The 18,469-nt window shown below is 47.2% G+C and carries 17 protein-coding genes; 9 read left to right on the plus strand and 8 right to left on the minus strand.

The window, feature by feature from the left end; all coding sequences use genetic code 11:
* Positions 1 to 78: 78 nt before the first annotated feature.
* Genes abc-f through WS_RS01250 form a run of 5 tightly spaced genes read left to right on the plus strand, consistent with a single transcriptional unit; the run spans position 79 to position 7,195 of the window.
* Positions 79 to 2,025: a ribosomal protection-like ABC-F family protein gene (gene abc-f, locus WS_RS01225; protein WP_011138204.1), complete on the plus strand. Its 1,947-nt coding sequence runs from the start codon at positions 79 to 81 to the stop codon at positions 2,023 to 2,025.
* The gene (locus tag WS_RS01230) at positions 2,022 to 3,305 is read left to right on the plus strand and encodes an O-antigen ligase family protein (RefSeq protein WP_011138205.1); all 1,284 of its coding nucleotides are present in this window, start codon (positions 2,022 to 2,024) and stop codon (positions 3,303 to 3,305) included. Before abc-f ends, WS_RS01230 begins: the two co-directional genes overlap by 4 nt.
* On the plus strand, positions 3,302 to 5,359 hold the full coding sequence (locus WS_RS10525; RefSeq protein ID WP_011138206.1) for a glycosyltransferase: 2,058 nt from the start codon (positions 3,302 to 3,304) through the stop codon (positions 5,357 to 5,359). The genes WS_RS01230 and WS_RS10525 overlap by 4 nt, the downstream gene beginning before the upstream one ends.
* A gap of 5 nt (positions 5,360 to 5,364) precedes the next feature.
* Positions 5,365 to 6,105, plus strand: a complete 741-nt coding sequence (locus tag WS_RS01245) for a hypothetical protein (protein ID WP_011138207.1) — start codon at positions 5,365 to 5,367, stop codon at positions 6,103 to 6,105.
* Between the two features lie 19 nt (positions 6,106 to 6,124).
* Positions 6,125 to 7,195: a glycosyltransferase family 4 protein gene (locus WS_RS01250; protein ID WP_011138208.1), complete on the plus strand. Its 1,071-nt coding sequence runs from the start codon at positions 6,125 to 6,127 to the stop codon at positions 7,193 to 7,195.
* Here WS_RS01250 and WS_RS01255 read toward each other — a convergent pair.
* The 3 genes from WS_RS01255 to WS_RS01265 are packed head-to-tail and all read right to left on the minus strand — an operon-like array spanning position 7,149 to position 10,183.
* Positions 7,149 to 8,240: a glycosyltransferase family 9 protein gene (locus tag WS_RS01255; protein WP_011138209.1), complete on the minus strand. Its 1,092-nt coding sequence runs from the start codon at positions 8,238 to 8,240 to the stop codon at positions 7,149 to 7,151. The two genes, WS_RS01250 and WS_RS01255, sit on opposite strands and share 47 nt — an antisense overlap.
* Positions 8,230 to 9,159, minus strand: coding sequence for a glycosyltransferase family 9 protein (locus tag WS_RS01260; RefSeq protein WP_011138210.1), 930 nt, complete (start codon positions 9,157 to 9,159; stop codon positions 8,230 to 8,232). Before WS_RS01260 ends, WS_RS01255 begins: the two co-directional genes overlap by 11 nt.
* Positions 9,152 to 10,183: a glycosyltransferase family 4 protein gene (locus WS_RS01265; RefSeq protein ID WP_011138211.1), complete on the minus strand. Its 1,032-nt coding sequence runs from the start codon at positions 10,181 to 10,183 to the stop codon at positions 9,152 to 9,154. The genes WS_RS01260 and WS_RS01265 overlap by 8 nt, the downstream gene beginning before the upstream one ends.
* Positions 10,184 to 10,240: 57 nt before the next feature.
* Between WS_RS01265 and WS_RS01270 the strand changes: the two genes are divergently transcribed.
* Both WS_RS01270 and WS_RS01275 read left to right on the plus strand, forming a co-directional pair.
* A complete protein-coding gene (locus tag WS_RS01270) occupies positions 10,241 to 11,950 on the plus strand; it encodes an ABC transporter ATP-binding protein (protein ID WP_011138212.1) in 1,710 nt (569 codons plus the stop codon).
* Positions 11,951 to 11,996: 46 nt separating this feature from the next.
* Entirely contained in the window at positions 11,997 to 12,953 is a 957-nt protein-coding gene (locus tag WS_RS01275) for a chemotaxis protein (protein WP_011138213.1), read from the plus strand.
* Here WS_RS01275 and WS_RS01280 read toward each other — a convergent pair.
* From WS_RS01280 to WS_RS01300, 5 genes are all read right to left on the minus strand, one after another.
* Positions 12,950 to 13,699: a TIGR02757 family protein gene (locus WS_RS01280; RefSeq protein WP_049770691.1), complete on the minus strand. Its 750-nt coding sequence runs from the start codon at positions 13,697 to 13,699 to the stop codon at positions 12,950 to 12,952. The genes WS_RS01275 and WS_RS01280 overlap by 4 nt on opposite strands.
* Positions 13,700 to 13,708: 9 nt before the next feature.
* Positions 13,709 to 15,538 carry a flagellar hook-associated protein FlgK gene (flgK, locus tag WS_RS01285; protein WP_011138215.1) on the minus strand — a complete coding sequence of 610 codons (1,830 nt, stop codon included), beginning with the start codon at positions 15,536 to 15,538 and terminating at the stop codon, positions 13,709 to 13,711.
* 18 nt (positions 15,539 to 15,556) lie between these two features.
* Complete coding sequence (locus WS_RS01290) at positions 15,557 to 15,985, minus strand: hypothetical protein (RefSeq protein ID WP_011138216.1); 429 nt, start codon at positions 15,983 to 15,985, stop codon at positions 15,557 to 15,559.
* 21 nt (positions 15,986 to 16,006) lie between these two features.
* Positions 16,007 to 16,207, minus strand: coding sequence for a flagellar biosynthesis anti-sigma factor FlgM (locus WS_RS01295; RefSeq protein WP_011138217.1), 201 nt, complete (start codon positions 16,205 to 16,207; stop codon positions 16,007 to 16,009).
* 87 nt (positions 16,208 to 16,294) lie between these two features.
* Positions 16,295 to 16,492 (minus strand): hypothetical protein, encoded by a 198-nt coding sequence (locus WS_RS01300; RefSeq protein ID WP_011138218.1) that lies wholly within the window; start codon positions 16,490 to 16,492, stop codon positions 16,295 to 16,297.
* A 158-nt stretch (positions 16,493 to 16,650) separates the two neighbouring features.
* On the opposite strand from WS_RS01300, the gene WS_RS01305 reads away from it, so the two are divergent.
* Together WS_RS01305 and WS_RS01310 are read left to right on the plus strand one after the other, a co-directional pair.
* Positions 16,651 to 17,853, plus strand: coding sequence for a peptidoglycan DD-metalloendopeptidase family protein (locus WS_RS01305; RefSeq protein ID WP_011138219.1), 1,203 nt, complete (start codon positions 16,651 to 16,653; stop codon positions 17,851 to 17,853).
* A complete protein-coding gene (locus WS_RS01310; RefSeq protein ID WP_011138220.1) occupies positions 17,850 to 18,422 on the plus strand; it encodes an NUDIX domain-containing protein in 573 nt (190 codons plus the stop codon). The genes WS_RS01305 and WS_RS01310 overlap by 4 nt, the downstream gene beginning before the upstream one ends.
* The last annotated feature ends 47 nt before the right edge of the window (positions 18,423 to 18,469 follow it).

The raw sequence follows: 18,469 nt of genomic DNA on the forward strand, positions 1-18,469 counted from the left end.
TCCTAAATTCAGCCGTTATGATAGAGCGTTTGGCTATAATTTTTGATAAAACCTTGATCAATGCAGAATAGGAAGTCCATGGCGTTAGTGAGCCTCCAAGAGATATCCAAACAGTATGACTACTCCCCCATTTTGACGCAAGTCTCCCTTCATCTCAATCCAAATGAAAGAATCGCCATCGTGGGAAAAAATGGAAGCGGCAAAAGCACGCTCCTAAAAATCGTGGCAGGAGAGCTGGAGGTGGATGAAGGGGAGCGGCTCGCCTCCTTGGGAATAGAGATCAAGATGCTCCCGCAAAAACCCTTTTTTCCTGAGGGGATGAGGGTAAGAGAGGCGATTGAAGAGGAGCTCAAAGAGCTCAAAGAGGCTAAAAAAGAGTGGGACAGAATCAGCGAAGCCTTAGCGAAAGATTTTGAAAATAAGGAGCTTTTGGCCCGTCATAGCGAGCTTTCAAGCCTACTTGAGCATCATGGTGCATGGGATTTGGATGGAAAGCTAGAGCGGGTTTTGGTGGAGTTTGAACTCAAAGAGTTTGAGCATCGATTCGTCAATCTTCTAAGCGGAGGAGAGCAAAAGCGGGTCGCACTGGCAGGACTTCTGCTCCAAAAACCTGATCTACTTCTTTTGGATGAGCCAACCAACCATCTTGATGTGCAGATGGTGGAGTTTTTAGAAGAGCTTCTCACTAAAGAGAACTTCACGCTGCTTTTTATCTCGCATGACCGCTATTTTATCGACCATATTGCCACTCGAACCATAGAGATCGAAGAGGGGCGTTTGCGCTCCTTTGAGGGAGGATATGGCGACTATCTACGACAGAAGGAGGAGCTCCTTTTAGCGATGGCCAAGGGGCATGAGGTGCTTCTGAAGATATTAAAGAGTGAAGAGGAGTGGCTAAGGCGCGGGGTGAAAGCAAGGCTTAAGCGCAACGAGGGGCGCAAGCAGCGGGTGCTCGCCATGCGTGAGGAGGCAAAGAAGAATCCGGGCGTGATTCGCAAAATGAAGCTGGAGCTGGAGCGAGAGAAGAAACATTTTAATCGTCAAGAGGGAGTGAATCGTCGTAAGATGCTTTTTGAAGTGGAGAATCTTCGCCTAGAACTTGGGGGAAAAACCCTCGTGGAGGGGTTTGGCACGAGGATTCTTCAAAAGGATAAGATCGCGATCGTGGGTAAAAACGGGAGCGGTAAAAGCACCCTCTTAAAGGCGCTTCTGGGTGAGTTAAAACCCAATGGTGGAGTGATCAAGCGCGGGGATTTGAGAATCGGTTACTTTGATCAACACCGCGTGATGTTGGATGATTCCAAAAATCTCATCGAAACTTTTTGTCCTTTTGGAGGGGATAGGGTCGATGTGAAGGGCAAGAGCATCCATGTCTATGGCTATCTGAAGAATTTCCTTTTCCCCAAGGAGTTTTTGGACAAAAAGATTGGGGTGTTGAGCGGGGGCGAGAAGAATCGAGTCGCGCTAGCCCTTCTTTTCACCAAAGAGTATGACTGCCTGATCTTAGATGAGCCGACCAATGATTTGGATATTCCTACGATTAATATTTTAGAAGATTATCTGCTCAGCTTTGAAGGCGCACTCCTTTTTGTGAGCCATGATCGCTACTTTGTCGATAAGATCGCGCAGAAGATGTTGGTCTTTAAAGGGGATGGGGTGATTGAAGAGAGCCACCTCTCTTATAGTGAGTATCTTGAAATTGAGCGAGAGCTCAAAGAGTATGCTCAGCTTGAAGAGAGTAGCCAGAGGGTCGAATCATCCAAAGAATCATCCTCTAAAGTGACCAAGAAAGCCACGAAATTGAGCTACAAAGAGCAGCGACTCTTGGAGCTGTTGCCTAGTGAGATTGAGGCGCTAGAGGGGAAGATCAAAGAGATGGAAGAGAGGCTTTATCATCCAAATCAGTATGGAATTACCGATCTGGCTGAGGTGGCGATGGAGTATGAGCGACTCAAGAGGGAGAGCGAAGAGAAGCTAGAGCTCTATGTGGAGCTCGAAGAAAAGAGAGAGGAGCTGGAGGGGTGAGAGTTGCAGAAAGAATGGAGGCGATTCCAGCCTTTCTCTTTTTAGTAGGAGTTTTTGCGCTTGGGGTGGCTCATGTGAATGCGGTCGTCAATATAGCTCTATATGGCTCGATCGCAGGGTGGCTGCTATTTTATTCTAAGAGAATCACCCAAGAGGGCTGGCGTTTTCTCTATCCTGTGGGGATTTTTTTGTCGATCTATTTGGCTTTAGCGCTTTTTTCGCTTCTCTTTAGCATCGATGTAGCCAAGAGTTTTAGAGAGATTAGGAGTGAACTCCTCCAAAATTTTTTCCTCTTAGTGGCGAGCTTTTGGATGGTCGTAGGGCTTAAAGAATCCTCTCTTCGCTATTGGCTACTGGCTTTAGCGGGGATTTTGGTCTTGCATATGGCCATTCACCTTGGAATATGGGTGGAGCATGGAGGTTTTCCTTATCGAGCGGGTGGGCTGTTAGACAGCGGAGGGGGCGAAAAATTTGGAGTGTGGGTGCTTTTCTTTTTGGGACTCTCTCTTGCACTAGGGGTTTTGGGTGATTCTAAGATTCTTAAAATCTTAGGGGGAGGGTTGGTCTTGGTTGCTTTAGTGGCGATTGTGGCCAATAATACCCGAGCCACGCTTTTAGGGGCAATCATTATGGGAGCGAGTCTGCTGTGGCTCTTTAAGGAGAGAAGCAAGCGTTATCTCGCCCTAGGAGCGGGGGTGGTTTTGGTTTTGGTCTCGCTCTCTCTCCTCTATCACCATGGAGAAAGACTGGGGCATCGATACAATCTTGCAGCCCAAAGCGAGGAGATTCACCATCTCTTTGAACTTTCACCCGCACAGATGAAAGATCTAGAAAAAGAGGGGATTGATCATGCCATTGCTTCGCGATTGGCCATGTGGAAGTCCATCGTCTTGGCCCTTGGAGATGACCCCTTGACCCCTAGAGGGTATGGGAGAGATCTCTATAAAAGAACCATCGCCAAGGAGTGGAGTCACACTACGCAGAATATTCCCTATATAACCTACCTTTTTCCCCATAATGCCTTTTTGAGCATGGCCTATCAGCTTGGAATCTTGGGGCTTTTTTGGATGGTGGCTTGGTTTGGATTCTTGTGGAGGCGCTCGCTTCTTCTGGCACACTCTAACTCGAGCTATCGCTGGGTGGGGGGATTTTTCTTTTTGGGGAGCGTGGGGTTGGCGGTCTCTATCTTTTTTGGAGATTTTTTTGCCGATAGCGAGGCGAGGCTTTTTTATATTTTAAGCGGCGTGATGTTGGCATTGGATTTTAGGAGTCGGCAATGATCAAGATTTTAGAGACCGAATCCTCGCTCGGCTGGGGCGGTCAAGAGAATCGAACCGCAAGACTCATCAATCACCTTGATCCGACTCGATTTAGGGTCTATGTGGCCACCCCCAAGGATTCAGAGCTCTATAAAAGACGCCAAGAGATAAGAGCGGAGTTTTTCCCCGTGGAGATGAGAAAGAGCTATAGCCTCAAGGCGATTTGGCAACTCTACAAGATTATCAAAAAAGAGAGGATTGATATTGTCTCAACCCACTCTGGTAAGGATGCTTGGCTAGGAGTCATCGCGGCTAGGCTTGCTGGGGTGAAGGCGATTCGCACAAGACATCTCCAAACCCCCATCTCCTCTCCGCTCTCCTATAATCTCCATGATAAAGTGGTCTGCGTGAGCGACTTTGTCAAAGAAGATTTGGCAAAGAGGGGAGTCCAAAAAGGGCGACTTTGCACGATTCATACGGGTGTGGATGTGAGCAAGTACGCTCCCCATAGAGAGGGCATTTTAAGGAGAGAGCTTGGGCTTAGGGAAGAGGAGATTCTTGTGGGGATTGTCGCTGTTTTGCGAGGGGCAAAAGGGCACAAACTGCTTTTGGAGGCCTTTGCCAAACTCTCCTCTTCTACGGCTAGGCTGGTTATCATCGGAGATGGCCCCCAGCGTGAAAATATTGCGCTTATAGTAGAGCAACTCAATCTTCAAGAGAGAGTCGTGATGCTCGGGCATCGAGAAGATGTGGCGAAAATCATGCCCGATTTGGATATTTTTGTCCTATCCTCCTCCATGGAGGCGCTAGGCACGGCTATCTTGGAGGCAAGCGCGTGTGGCGTGGCGGTGCTTGGAAGCAATGTAGGGGGGATTCCTGAGTGTGTTCGCGAAAATGGACAACTCTTTGAGGCGGGCGATTCGGACTCTTTGGTTAAGAATCTTCAAGCGCTTATCAATGATACTTCCAAGCGAAAAGAGAGGGGAGCCAAAGGGCGAGTGCTCGTGGAAGAGGAGTTTAGCGTGGAGGCGATGGTGAGAAAGACGGAGGGGCTGTATAGAGAGATTATCACTCCTCAAAAGATTCTTATCGTCTCCAATACCGCGTTGGGCGATACTATCCTCTCCACTCCGCTTTTTAGAGAGACACGCCTTGCACTCCCAAAGGCTCACATTACAGCTCTTTTAAATCCCGTCAATGCCATGCTTTTTGAGACCAATCCCTACCTTGACAAGATTGAGCTCTATGGGGGCAGATGGAGGGGTTTTTTGGGGGCGTGGTGGAAGCTTTGGAGGAGAGGGTTTGATGTGGCATTGCTTGGACATTCTAACGATCCTCAGATCACGCCTCTTTGCCTTCTTTTAGGAATCTCCAAAATCATCAAGATTCCTAATCATAAAAATCCCTGGCAACGCTTTCACCATAACCCTCCCGCTTCACCTATAGAAGATCAATATGCTGTTTTGACTCGACTTTTAACCCTTAAATATATTGGCATAGAGAGCTCCAATACAAGGCTAGAGCTTTTTTTAAAAGAGGAGTGGACGACAGAGGCAAAAGAGATCCTGAGACCTTTTGGTCAAAAAAAGCTTATTGGCATTCAAATGGGTGCTTCCAACCGAAGTCGACAGTGGTTTGTGGAGCGATGGATTGAGCTTGCTAAAAGAATCATCGAGCGAGATGAAGAGGTGGTGATTGTTTTTGTGGGGAGCAAAAATGAGCTAGAAGAGATCTCTTTGGTGGCTCAAGCCTTGCCCCAAGATAGAGTGTTTATATCCGCGGGAAGATTGAGCCTTGGGGCAGCTGCAGCCCTTATTGGAGAGCTTGGGCTACTCTTCACGCCCGATACAGGACCCCTTCACATAGCGGTGGCTTTGAGGGTAAAGACAATTTCACTTTTTGCGGTGGCGAACCCAAAAAATTCACTTCCCGATTATGATCAAAGCTTGCATCGATATATCAAGGTGGATCGATGTTGTGAGCCTTGTGTGGGCAAGCGATGTGCCTATCAAAAATGCATGGAGGCCATCGGCGTGGATGAGGTCTATGAAGAATATAAAAAATTGCAGGAATAAAAGAGTTGAAAACATTAGCCAAATGGAAAAAATCTCTTCGTAAAATCTATCAAAGAGTTCAATGCAGGCTTTTTAGAGGAGAAAAGATTTTAGTTTTAAGCGATTCTCATGGGGGTGTTTTTGAGTATATTCATGATCATTTTTTATTAACACCCCATCTGATTAACTGTGAGATTGTTGGAGGGGCCACGGCGTATGGGCTCTCCAAGGAAAATTCAACCACAAAATCTTTCTCAAAATTCACTAGTGCACTCAAGCGCTTTTCTGACTACAACACTATTATTGTACTGCTTGGAGAGGTTGATTGTAGTTTTGTACTGTGGAACAAAGCAATCCAAAAAGGTGGAGGCGTCGAAGAACAGATCGTTGATGCATTGCGAGGTTATCGAAAGCTTTTAGAGTACCTCCAAAGAGAAAAAGGCAAGAGAGTTTTTATAGCTGGGGCTCCTTTGCCTACTATCAAAGATCATCAGCGAGAGCTTCAAGAGCTAGAGCTGAGACGTCAAGTAAAAGCCACTCAGCGAGAGAGGACGGAATTGGTTTTGAAACTCAACAAAAGATTAGAGACGCTTGCGCTGGAGTTTTCCTTTGGTTATTTTGATATTACTCAAGAGACTTATGATTTCTCCAGTGGCACTATTAAGGAAGAATTTTTGATCAAGGATCGCATTGATCACCACCAATCTCAGGAAGCCACAGCTCCTTTTTGGAGAGAGAAAATTCTACTTAATTGTATAGAAAAGTAATATTGAGGATTTTAAAAAAATGAAAAAAATTCTTGTAGTCTCTCATGGAGCGGCTTTAGGCGGAAGTCCTATTTCAGGGTTGAATATCGGACGACATATTGACAAGAATCAATTTGAAGTGATTTATGCTTTTGGAGAAGAGAGGGAGATTTTTGACATAGCCAAAAAAGAGGGCTTCAAGGTCTTTTTTGTGCCCAAGCGTTCCTATTTAACCATTTGGGATTATGCAAAAATAATCTGTCGCGAAAAGATTGATATTGTTCATCTAAACACCCTTACCTCCTATTATAAGTATCCTGCGATGGCTGCTTGGCTATGCCGCAAGAAGATCGTCTGGTTTGTGCGCGAAAATCCAGAGGAGAAGAGGTGTGTTAGGCTTGGGAAGTATATCAATGCCTTGGCTGATCGTATCGTAACCGTCTCTCTTGACACCGCCAAGAAGATGTTCTATGCCAATCACGCTAAGCTCTGCACCATCTACAATGGAATCGATCTGAAGTTTAAAAAGATTGAGGGAAGGGAGAGGCTCTGTGAAGAGCTTGGTTTGAGCGCTCGAGAGAAATATATTTTGTGCGTAGCTTCTTTGGAGGAGAGGAAGGGGGTAAAGGATTTAGTAAGAGCTTTTCTCTCCTCTTTGCCTAAGCTCCAAGGGTATAAATTGCTCATCGTTGGAGAAGATAGAACCAAAGAGCAGAGATATTTTTTGGAGCTCAAAGAGCTGGCCAAGGATTCTTCTGAGGTGATCTTTTATGGTAAAAGTCAAAAAATTCAGCAACTGCTTTCGCTCTCTGAGCTTTTTGTGTTGCCTAGCTATTGGGAGGGGATGGCAAGAGTGATCTTGGAGGCAATGGCCTGTGGACTACCCGTTGTTGCTTCTGATGCCGGAGGGAACAGAGAGCAAGTGATGGATGGAGTGAATGGTTTTTTATTCCCCCCAAGAGATATTCAAGCTCTCTCAGCCGCATTGGAAAAAGCGATTCTAGGAGGGCGCACTCAGCTGCTTGGGAAAAACTCTAGAGAGCTCTTAGAAAAAAATTTCGATATCAAAGAGACGACAAAGAAGATTGAAAATCTTTATAAAGCTTTGTAACAAAATCATGAATATTTTGCTCTTGTGAGATATTGATTTTGAACAATTGAGTCTCTTTGAGGGTGTAGGGGGCTTTAAAAATAAAACTCAGGGGAACAAAAGGGGAATTGGAATCAAGGATTAGTGTTCTTTCTCCTGTGGGGCGTTGTTCTGGCATGTAGCACGGTCCTGCCAAAAGAATGATTGCCACATCATAGCAATCAGCAATATAGGCATTTCCGCTATCACTTGAGACATGGAGTTGCATCTCTTTAAGATAAGAGGGAACCTCTTCAAGCTTCAGTTTTCCCAGCATAGAGATCACGGGGGGATTCGGAGAAAAAAAGCGGGTGATCTCACTCCAGATCTCTTCGTCTTTGGCCGTTCCCATTAGATGCAATTCGGAAGGAAACTTTTCAAATATTTTAAGCATCTTGATCCATGTTTGAGTGTCAATATTTTTGATTCGATTTCCAGCCCCAAGCGATAGAGCGATCTTGAAAGCCTTTGGATTGGTCAAAGGGGACGGCTTGGGCTGATAGCATGGCTCAAAGGGTGATTTTTGATAACTCTTTGGGCGAGGCAGAGAGGTGAGCGACCAATAGGAATCGAGAGTCAGGTCATCTTTGGAGTGTTTGACGATTTTAAAGCCCCTCATCAAGCTTTTTTCGTAGCGCTTGGTCGCATAGGTGAGCAGGGTTGCCTTGTGCTTTGGCATGGCGCATTGAACCAAAAAGAGCGAAAGGGCATTAGGAGAGAGAAGGTAGATGTTCTCGTAGTGGCGAAGAAAGAGTGTCGTTGCAAGTTTCAGCTTTTCAAGGAGGCTCCCCCGATAATCTTCAAAGACGAAGATGGCTTGGATTCTGGAATCATGCTTGGCAAAGGCTTGGTTGACCGAGGAGATGAGCACATCTTGCGCTGGGTGGGCATTAAAGAGAATCGAAGCATTGACATAGTCGCCGATTTTGGCATTTTGGATCACGAGGGTTTTGGATGCAGGGGGGCGAAAGTGGCTCGCAGTCCAAAAGAGAGGGTAGAGGAGCCAAAGAAGAAGATTATAAAACATAATGGGCTCGAATGATTTCAGAGATCTCTTGAGGAGAGTTCTTTGTGATAGCCCAAGTTTCCTCCCCCCACGGCGCCCAGCGGCGTGGATCGGTCTTGCCCATGATGGCAAGAGTCGGGATGCCAAGCGCAGGCCCCATATGGAGAGCTCCGCCATCTAGGGTGATGAAGAGTGAGCCTACAGAGATAAGGGCGGCGAGCTCGGTGATGCTTTGCGTCTGGAGGAATTCTGCGTTGGGGGCGCTTGCAAGATCAAGCGCCCCCGCCTTATCCTCCAAAGAGGCCGTGATGATACACTCCTTGGGGGCGAGCAGGGCGATGAGCTCTCTAAAAGATTCCAAGGGGTAGCGATTGGCCTCTAGACGGCTGGATATGTGCAGGATAATCTTATTTTGATGCTCTAAAAAACGCCTCTTTTGCGCCTCTTCTATCATCCATAGAGTCCTTTCGTCCCCATAGACGACCCCCAAAGGTCGGAGGCATTCAAAGCAGACCATCACTTCATGGAGCGATTCTTGGATGGAGAGGGGATGGGTGAGGCTGTCTTTTCTTTGGGGGTGAGATACGCCGATTCGCATGGGCGCTCCAGCGGCTTTGGAGAAGAGCTCAGCATGCTTAGAGTGGGCGATTCGAAGGATGACACTACAGTCGTATCGCTCCTTTTTCAGGCGATAAAGAATCCAGCCTTTGTGAAAAAAAGCCTTGATTTTGGCGACGATTCCTTTGACATGCTTGGTCTTAGTGTAGCTCCAGATGCGATGGATGAAGGGATTGCCTTGGATGGCGCAGAGATTGTAGCTGTTGACAAGGATATCGATTTTTGCTTCAGGATAACGCTTTTTTAGCGCCTCAATCGCGGGTGTGGAGCAGATGAGATCGCCAATATTATCATTACGGATGAGGAGAATTTTTTTAATCATGGATAAGCCTCGTGATAATCTCCATGCTTTTTTGCACATTCGCCTCCATTCCAAATCCTTGGGCAATCTTTTTGGATTCGCCTTTTTTTTGCTCTAAAAGGGAGGGATTGTAGAGGAGCTCTTGGAGGTGTTTTTGGATGCCTAGATCGCCTGGATCTTTCATGATCTGCTCTTGAGGGAGAATCTCGCTCGCTCCATTTTGGGCGGTGGTGAAGACAACACACCCTTGGCTTAATGCCTCCAGCACGACATTAGAGAAAGGCTCGTAATGGGTGGGGAAGAGAAAGATATCGCTTGCGGCGTAGAATTGCTCCACATCCCCTCTGGCTCCTGTGAAAATCACTCTCTCTTTAAGCCCTAGAGATTCCGCTAAGGCCTCGTAGCGGCTCATCCTCTTCTCCTTGCCCACGACAAAAGCGATAAAATTTCCCTCAAGAGTGGAGAGAAGCTTCAAAAATGAGGCCACCCCCTTGCGCTCAAATCCACTTCCCACAAAGAGCAATATCTTTGATTCCTCGTTGATTCCAAACTCCCTAGAGAGCTCTTTTTTGGCTTTTAGAGGATCGGATTCTTTGAGGGGAACTCCGTTATAGACCACCTCGATCTTTTCGCTGGGAATTTGATAGTGTTCCATGATTTCGCGTTTGATCATTTGAGAATTGGCGATGATGCAGCGTGATTTTTCAAAGCAGCGCCTCTCCAAAAAGAGATAGACCCAATGAAGAGGATTGAAGCTTTGAATTTTAAGGCGCTCCATATAGGCTTTATGCACTCCATCTCCCGCACGATAGAGGTCGGGGCAGGTGATGCGCTCCAGAGAGAAGTAGAATCGATTCTTTTTAGTGAGGCAGACTTGGAGGTTAAAAAGTAGGGCGCGAATCCATGAGGCAAGGAACAAGGGCGCTTTGGAGTGGATCACTTCGTGTTCGATTCCTTGGCGCTCCAGCTCGCTAGAGAGTCGCGAAAGATAGGCCTCTGCTCCGCCAAAGGGCTTGGAGTGCTGGCGCAGGAGGTAGATTTTCATTCAAGACACCCCTCTAGAGTTTGGGCAGGATTTTACCTGATTGGATATAATTTCGTCATGAAACAGTTCTTCAAACGATTCGCTCCCTACATGGGGGGCTACAAACTCTACTTTTTTTATGCGATCTTAGGGACAGCCATGGTGGCGGGTGCCAGTGGCGCGAGTGCCTATCTTGTCAAACCGGTCTTGGATGAAATTTTCATCAACAAAGATGTGGCAATGCTGGCGATTCTTCCTTGGCTCGTGGTGCTCGCCTATTTCTGCAAGGGGTTTGGCGGCTACATTCAGACCTATTTCATGAACTATATTGGACAGGATATTGTTCGGCGCGTGAGGGATGAGCTGCTAGGGAGGATGCTCTCCTTTGAGATGACTTTCTTTAATCGCCGCCGCACGGGTGAGCTCATCAGCCGCGTGGTGAATGATATCAACGCCATTCAATCGGCTGTTTCGACCTACTTTGCGGATTATGTTAAAGAGGGATTGACGATTGTGGTGCTAGTGGGAGTGGTGATCTATCAGAGTCCAGAGCTTGCCTTTTACGGTCTTGTAGTGATGCCCCTAGCGCTCTATCCGCTCACGCTTTTGGCCAAGAAGATGAAAAAGGTCTCCAAAAGGACACAAGAGAAAAATTCCGATGTCACTTCGCGTCTAGCGGAGATTTTTAATAATGTTGAGCTGATCAAGTCTAATTCGGGTGAGCGCTTTGAGGTCACTAGCTTTGCCAAAGAGAATCGTAAGCTTTTTGATCTCAACATGAAATCGGTGCGTGTCTCTGAGCTCACCTCTCCTCTCATGGAGACGCTAGGGGCGCTTGCGGTGGCGGTGGTCATTGTCGTGGGCGGGCATCAGGTGATTGATGAGAAGCTGACCGTGGGGTCATTTTTCTCCTTCATGACGGCGCTTTTCATGCTCTATACCCCCATCAAGCGACTCAGTGGAATCTACAACAAAATGCAATCTGCGGTGGCCGCAGGAGAGAGAATCTTTGAGATGATGGAGCGAGAGCCCCTTATCAAAGATGGCGAGAAGGAGCTAGAGGGGAAGATCGAATCTCTTGAGTTTAAAGAGGTGGGGCTTTTGTATGAGGAGAAGCGTGCACTAGAGGGAATCAGTTTCACACTCAAAAAAGGAGAATCGCTCGCGCTCGTGGGTGATAGCGGTGGTGGAAAGAGCTCGCTAGTGAGCTTGATTCTTCGACTCTATGAAGCAAGCGAGGGAGAGGTGCTCATCAATCAAGAGAAGATTCGCCATCTCACTCAAAAGAGCCTGCGTTCCCGTATAGCGATTGTCACGCAAAGAATCTTCATCTTCAATGACACGATTGCTCACAATGTCGCCTATGGGGAGGCAGTGGATAGAGAGCGGGTCAAAGAGGCACTTCAAAAGGCTAGAGCGTGGGATTTTGTCGAGACACTAGAGGAGGGAATCGATACGATTCTAGATGAGTTTGGCGCCAATCTCTCAGGCGGCCAGCGTCAGAGAATCGCGATTGCTAGAGCTATCTACAAAAACCCTGATATTTTGATTTTGGATGAGGCGACTAGTGCCTTAGACAACAAGACAGAGACAGAGTTTAAAGAGGCATTGGCTGAGATTATGAGGGATAAGATCACCCTCATTGTGGCCCATCGCCCCTCGACGGTTTCGCTTGCCCAAAAGATTGCGCTTTTAAAAGAGGGTAAAATCCTTGCCATAGGCACCCAAGAGGAGCTAGTCCAGTATTCTCCTGAATTTACCAAAATTTTTCATCAGCCCCTAGGGTAATGTGTTATAATCAACCCAAACAGTTCCAAATCCAAAGAGGTGCGCCATGTCCAACCTAGCCAAAATCGATCAGGTGACCAATCTCCATCGAAACAACGAGCTTCAGCTCCTCTGCTTTCGCCTAGAGAAGGATAAAGACCTTTACGCCGTCAATGTCTTTAAGATTCGCGAGGTGGTCAAATATCGGGGTAACATCACGGTGGTCTCGCACGAATCAAGCTCCCTTGTGGAGGGGCTTATCACGATCAGAGAGCTCACGATTCCTTTGATTGATATGCGAAAATGGTTTCATTATGATTCAAGGATGAAAGAGAAGAATCTCAAAGAGTATGCCATCAAGCGCGAAGAAGGCGAGGATGACATTATCATGATTTGTGAGTTTTCGCGATGGACGGTGGGCGTGAGAATCTATGAAGCCGATCGAATCTTGAACAAAAAGTGGACGGAGATTGAGCAGAGTGCGGGGATTGGCGGGGCGACCCAAAATAGCAAGCTTGTGAGCCGCACACGCTATTTTGATGGTTCTTTGGTGCAGGTGGTCGATATCGAAAAGATGCTCGTGGATGTCTTTCCTTGGATTGAGAGCGAAAAAGAGGAAGAGATGCGACAGATTCGCGAGCTTCGCACGACCAAAGAGGTTCTTCTTGCCGATGATTCCCCTAGCGTCTTGAAGACTATGCAAAATATTCTTGATAGGATTGGCGTGGAGCACAAAGATTTTGTGAATGGTCAAAAATTGCTTAACTATATCTTTGATCCCAAGACCGATGTGGAGAAGATCGGGATGATCATCACCGATTTGGAGATGCCTGAAGCCTCAGGATTTGAGGTGATCAAGCAGCTCAAAGCGAACTCCACGACCGCTCATCTGCCTATCGTGGTGAACTCCTCCATGAGTGGAAGCAGCAACGAAGAGATGGCACGCTCGCTCAATGCCGATGAGTTTATCAGCAAGTCCAATCCAATCGAAATCGAAGAGGTGATGAGGCGTCACCTCGCCTAATCGCCTAGTTCTCGCCTCTCCTGCCCTAGCCGATAGAGGGCGAAGTCATATTTGATAGGGTCGTGGGGGTCGAGTTTTTTGAGAAACTCAGTCGCTTCGATGGCTGCTTTGAGATCATAGCTTTGGCGTTGGATGATCTTGAGCTTTTTGCAAAGAGCGAAGGTGTGCGTATCTAGCGGTAAGATCAACTCCGATTTTAAAATCACTCCTTCCCACCATCCTAAATCTAAACAATCCTTCCGAATCATCCATCGCAAAAACATATTCCAGCGCTTAAGTGGCGATTGGTGTGCCTCTGGATTGCCAATTAAAAATCGAAAGCCTGAGCTTTGATATCCTCCAGAGCGCTCTAGAATCGCTCTTTGCATCGTCTTGATTCCTTCTAGGATTCCTCCTTTTTTGTGTCCTTCTAAAAAGATAGAGCGGAGTGCTTGAGGAGAATCGTCTAAAGTGGAGAGGGCTAAAAAGAGCTGACGAACATCTTCGCTATTTTGGAATCGATAGACTCCAAAAGGGGCATTTTGGATAGATTGTGGGGTTTGTGCAAGGAGGGAGAAGTCGAGCGTCTCCAAAAAAGTGACAATCTGCTTGGCGCTCCCATAGGAGAAGAGTGCACAGATGAGCGCGCCTAGGTCACTCTTGGTTTTTTGAGCGACAAGAAGAGGGTCGGGACGCGCCAAAGAGATCTCATCGCATCGATTCCTCTCTTTAGCCTCCCTATCCAAAAGGGCTCTAAGGCGATTCAAGTCCAAGGCTTACTGTTTTATTCCCAAAAGAGTGTCTAGCATCTTATCTAGCGTAGCAACCACTTTAGCGTTAGCGGTGTAACCCCCTTGGAATCGGATGAGGTTGGTGAGCTCTTCGTCGGTGCTCACCTCAGAGATGGAGACATACTCTTGTTTGACCGAAGTGAGGACGGCTTTTTTGATCTCATTGCTTGTTTTGGCATCGGCGGTGTCAGTGGCGATTTTGGTCGTCACGAGCTTGAAGAAATCGGCTAGGGTTTCATTGTATTGGTTGCCGTTATAGTCAAAAAAGTTGACTTTGTTGTATTGGAGCTGTTGCATTTTGTTGGCCACGACAATATTCCCCTCCACGGCCTCCCGATAGCCACGAATGAGTGTTGGGTCATCACGATAGCGCATCGCTAGGTTGATATTTTGGGCGCTATTGCCATCAAAGAATCGATTGATTCCAAGGGCGCCGGCGAAATTGGTGCCATTGTCTTGATAGGAAATATAGATTCCATCGCTGGGATTTTTGGGAAGAATTTGAAAGGTTTTGGTCTCATTGTTGTAAGTGGCGTAGAAGTTATCATCAAAGTCGTTGATAGCGTTTCCATCGCCGTTATCATCGGTGTTGGCATTGAGCTGATTGACAATATCTTGCATGGTGGTGAGGGCATCGACTTTAACACTCTTTCGACCCATCTCCTTGCCCGTATTGTCATACATCACAATATCAAAGGAGCCTGAGGTGATATTATAGCCGCTACCCACGACACTATCACTGGTGAGGAGCGTGAGTTTATCACTAGTGAGACTTAGCTGAGAGCTCTCCGCATAGATGTTGTTGGTCGATTCGATAAGCCCTTGGGCAAAGGTGTCAAGGTCATTGATATATTGCTGGATTTTTCCGATTTTACCCATGCAGCTTTCGCCAGGATTCCCTAAACAAGTGTCAAGGAGCGCGCCCACTTTACCCTCGGTGAGGTCGCGTGTGATATCCACGCTTTTAAAATCCTGGCCTTGGTAGGAGATGGTGTAGATTCCCTCGGCGCTGGTTGAATTGTCGATCACCAGGGGGTGAAAAGTGACGCCATCCACCAGTGTGTAGCCTCCCGCAACCGTGAGATTATAGGTCTCGTTGAAATCGGCAATCTCCGTATCCACTTTGCTGTAGCTAGAGATTCCTGTTTTAAAAGCTGTTCCTCCGATAAGTTTGGAGAGGTTAAACTCCAGCTCATCTCGCTTGTCTCGAAGATCGTTGGCTTTTTTGTTGCTGTGTTCGGCCTCATAAGTCTGAATCTGTTTATTGATCTCAGCAATCTGTTTAGCGAGGCTGTTGACCTCATCCACAGTCACTTTAAGCTCTTCATTGGTGGTTTTTTGGAGCTGAACAAGTCTGGCTCGCGTCTCTTGGATGGTGTTCGCGAGGGTTTCTGTATTTTGGGCGAGAACCAATTTTTGAGCAGGATCTCCTGATTTTTGAGCTAAAGAGGTCCATGAGTCAAAATAGGTCTGAAGTGTTTTGTAAAGACCAATCCCATCCATCTCCGGGAAGTAGGAGGAGGCTTCGCGCAAGACAGAGTATTGACTAGCGGTTTGCTGCTCCTCGGTTGCAGCTTTTTTATAGCGTGAATAGACATATTCGTCATGGATTCGGACAATTGTGGAGGCCTCAACCCCTTGCCCAAGGCTATAGTTGGAGAGTTTGAGAGGGTCTTTGGCTGTGGCATCCACTCTTTGGCGAGAGTAGAACTCATTGCTGGCGTTGGCGATGTTGTTGCCCGTGACACTCACCATCACCTGATGGGTCTGAAGACCTGTATAGGCGAGGTTGAGCGAGGAGAAAATACTAGCCATGGCAAAACTCCTTAGTGATTACGCTTCAAGCGTTAAAAAGGAGGAAGGGGCGTGCTTTTTGCCGCTATAATCTTGAGTTTGAGGGGGGAGGAGTCGCTCTAAAAGGGAGTTGTAAAATTCAGAGACTGCTAACACCATGCGGGCGTATCGCCGATTCTCCTCTTTAAGATCTTCCAAAGATTCTCGCAACTCTCCAAGAAGAACAGTCGCCTCTTGGTCTAAAAGATCGCCCAAGGAGGTTTCAGGACGCTCTTTGGTGAGCTTTAATATCTCATGGTCGATGAGGCTCTTTTTGTTCTCAAAGGAAGCGATGAGATCGTCCTTGGTTTTGGTTCGAGAGAAGATGATTTGGTGCTTGGCCTCTTTGATATCTTCGATATCTTGCCTGGTGATGGCTAGAAGAGAGCGCAGGTCATTGATCGCGCTCTGGAGGTAGTGATGTAGCATGGTTGGCTCCTCATGTCTGAACTACTCCCGATTAAGCAAATTCAGTGCCATCTTTTCAGCGGTGGCGGGGAGGTCTAGCTTGTATTCTCCTTTTTGGAGACTCTCTTTGATGGCCTGAACCTTAGAAGAGGAGGCAGAGGATTCGGTTTTGGACTCGACCTCGCGATTTTGGACATTTTTGGCGGTAGGGAGCGTGGCTCCTGATTGGATAGGGCTGATCATAGCAGCTCTCCTTGCTTGTTTTTTCAGGGGAAAGAGTGATTCTAGAGGCTATATCGACCATTTGAGCCATAAGGTTAAGGCGAGAGACTATCGAGAGAAATTTTTAGAGATGTCGTGGAGCATCTTTTCGGTTTCGGTTTGGGGTCTGTGCAGGCGCGCATCCTCATCAATAAAGAAGTTGATATTTGGACCCCCCACTTTGATAGCGTAAACGACAATAAAGAGCATGGTATAGAGAAAGAGAGCAAAGGTGACCGAGGGGACAAGCCAGTTTTTGAAATCCATGCCAAAGCTTCTTTGTAGTGAAGATTGATTTTAGTCGATTATAGCACAATTTAATCTGCATTTAATAATTACTTCTTTTTTGCTTTGCTATAATCATCCAATGACGCTCTGCACGCACAAGGGGCTCACAAGGATTTTTTTAAAAAAGGGGAGGTTGGATGCGATTTGTCTGGCTATGGTTGGTGATGGGGGCAACCCTCCTTTTTGGAGCGGTGGCTGAGGAGCGGGCATGGCCCAAGGGCGCGACATTTTTGACTTTCTTAGAAGAGAACAAGATTCCTCTTAGTCTCTACTATTCGCTTCCAGGTGAGGATAAGGAATTGGCCGCGGAGATCTATAGTGGCGTCCGATTCCATGTTCTTAAAGATGAGGAGAGCGGAGAGTTTCTTCAGGCTCTCATCCCCATCACTGAAGATAGTCAAATTCATGTCTACAAGGAGAAGGGCGAGGGGAACTATGGGATGGCGATCATCCCCATTAGTTACTTTGAGAAGAGCCAGTCAGTGGTTCTCTCTATGAATGCTTCTCCTTATCAGGATATTTTAGAGGCTACGGGTGACTACTCTTTGGCGGGTGAGTTTGTCTCGGCCTACAAAAACAGTCTTGATTTTCGACGAAGCATTCAAAGGGATGATAAGCTAGCCGTGCTCTATGATCGGAAATATCGCCTTGGAAAGCCTTTTGGGTCGCCCAGTATCAAGGCTTCTATGGTGGAGACTAGAGGGAAACCCAATTTTATCTTCCTCTTTAAAGATGGACGCTACTATGATGACACGGGGCGAGAAATGGCGAGCTTCTTGCTCACTACGCCGCTCAACTACTCTCGAATCTCTTCTCGATTCTCTTCAGGGCGCAAGCATCCTGTCTTAGGGATTGTTCGTCCTCACCTAGGGGTTGATTACGCCGCTCCTAAAGGAACTCCTATTAAGGCTGCGGGAGATGGTCGAGTCGTTTTTGCTGGCACCAAAGGAGGCTATGGAACGACTCTCATCGTGGCTCATGCCGATGGCTATAAAACACTCTATGCGCATCTTAATGGAATCGCCAAAGGGATTCGCACAGGCGTCTCTGTCAAGCAGGGCTCATTGATTGGATTTGTTGGGAGCAGCGGACTTAGCACGGGTCCCCATCTCCACCTAGGTCTCTACAAGAATGACAAAGCCATTGACCCTCTAAAGAGCCTCAAGATCACCAAGAGTGCTTTAGCGGGAAAAGAGCGCCAAGAGTTCATGCAGCTTGCCCAAAGCTACAAGAGCTCCCTGCAAGAGGTGGTGGCCCAAGGGGTTTTTCCTGCTCTAGGAAATGCACCAGAATTTTTGGTCAAAAGCGAGCTTAAGCCCTCATCGCTTAGGGTTGAATGATCCAGAATATTCGTTTTGGAGAGTGCATCAACTCTCCTTATGTGAAGCCTAAACGCGTCTTTTACACGGAGAGGGGAATCGAAAAGAGCTGGGATGTGGTTGAAGCTCACGATAGCGTGAGTGTCTTGCTTTTTGATCCCAAAAAAAGGGCGTTTGTTCTTGTGAAGCAGTTTCGCCCCGCGGTTTTTCTCAAAGGGACGAGCGGTTACACCTATGAGCTCTGTGCAGGGATTGTGGATAAACCAGGCAAAAGCCTAGAGGTGATTGCGCAAGAGGAGATTTTGGAGGAGTGTGGCTACTCTCTCTCCATCGATTCGCTAGAGCGAATCACCTCTTTTTACACATCAGTGGGTTTTGCAGGGAGTCGTCAGACGCTCTTTTATGCGGAGGTGGAAGATTCTCTTCGCCAAGGAGAGGGGGGCGGGGTAGAGTCTGAAAATATTGAGGTGGTGCACCTTCCGCTTTTGGAGGCAAGAGCTTTCATGCTGGATGAGGAACGACCCAAAACCCCGGGGCTTCTCTTTGCTTTCATGTGGTTTTTTGAGCGCCACCCTAAAAACTTCTTTTAATCGTCTCAAAGCTATAATCACTCCCACTACCTCACAAAGGAGAATCC

The organism is Wolinella succinogenes DSM 1740, from assembly GCF_000196135.1.
Taxonomy (GTDB): Bacteria; Campylobacterota; Campylobacteria; order Campylobacterales; family Helicobacteraceae; genus Wolinella; species Wolinella succinogenes.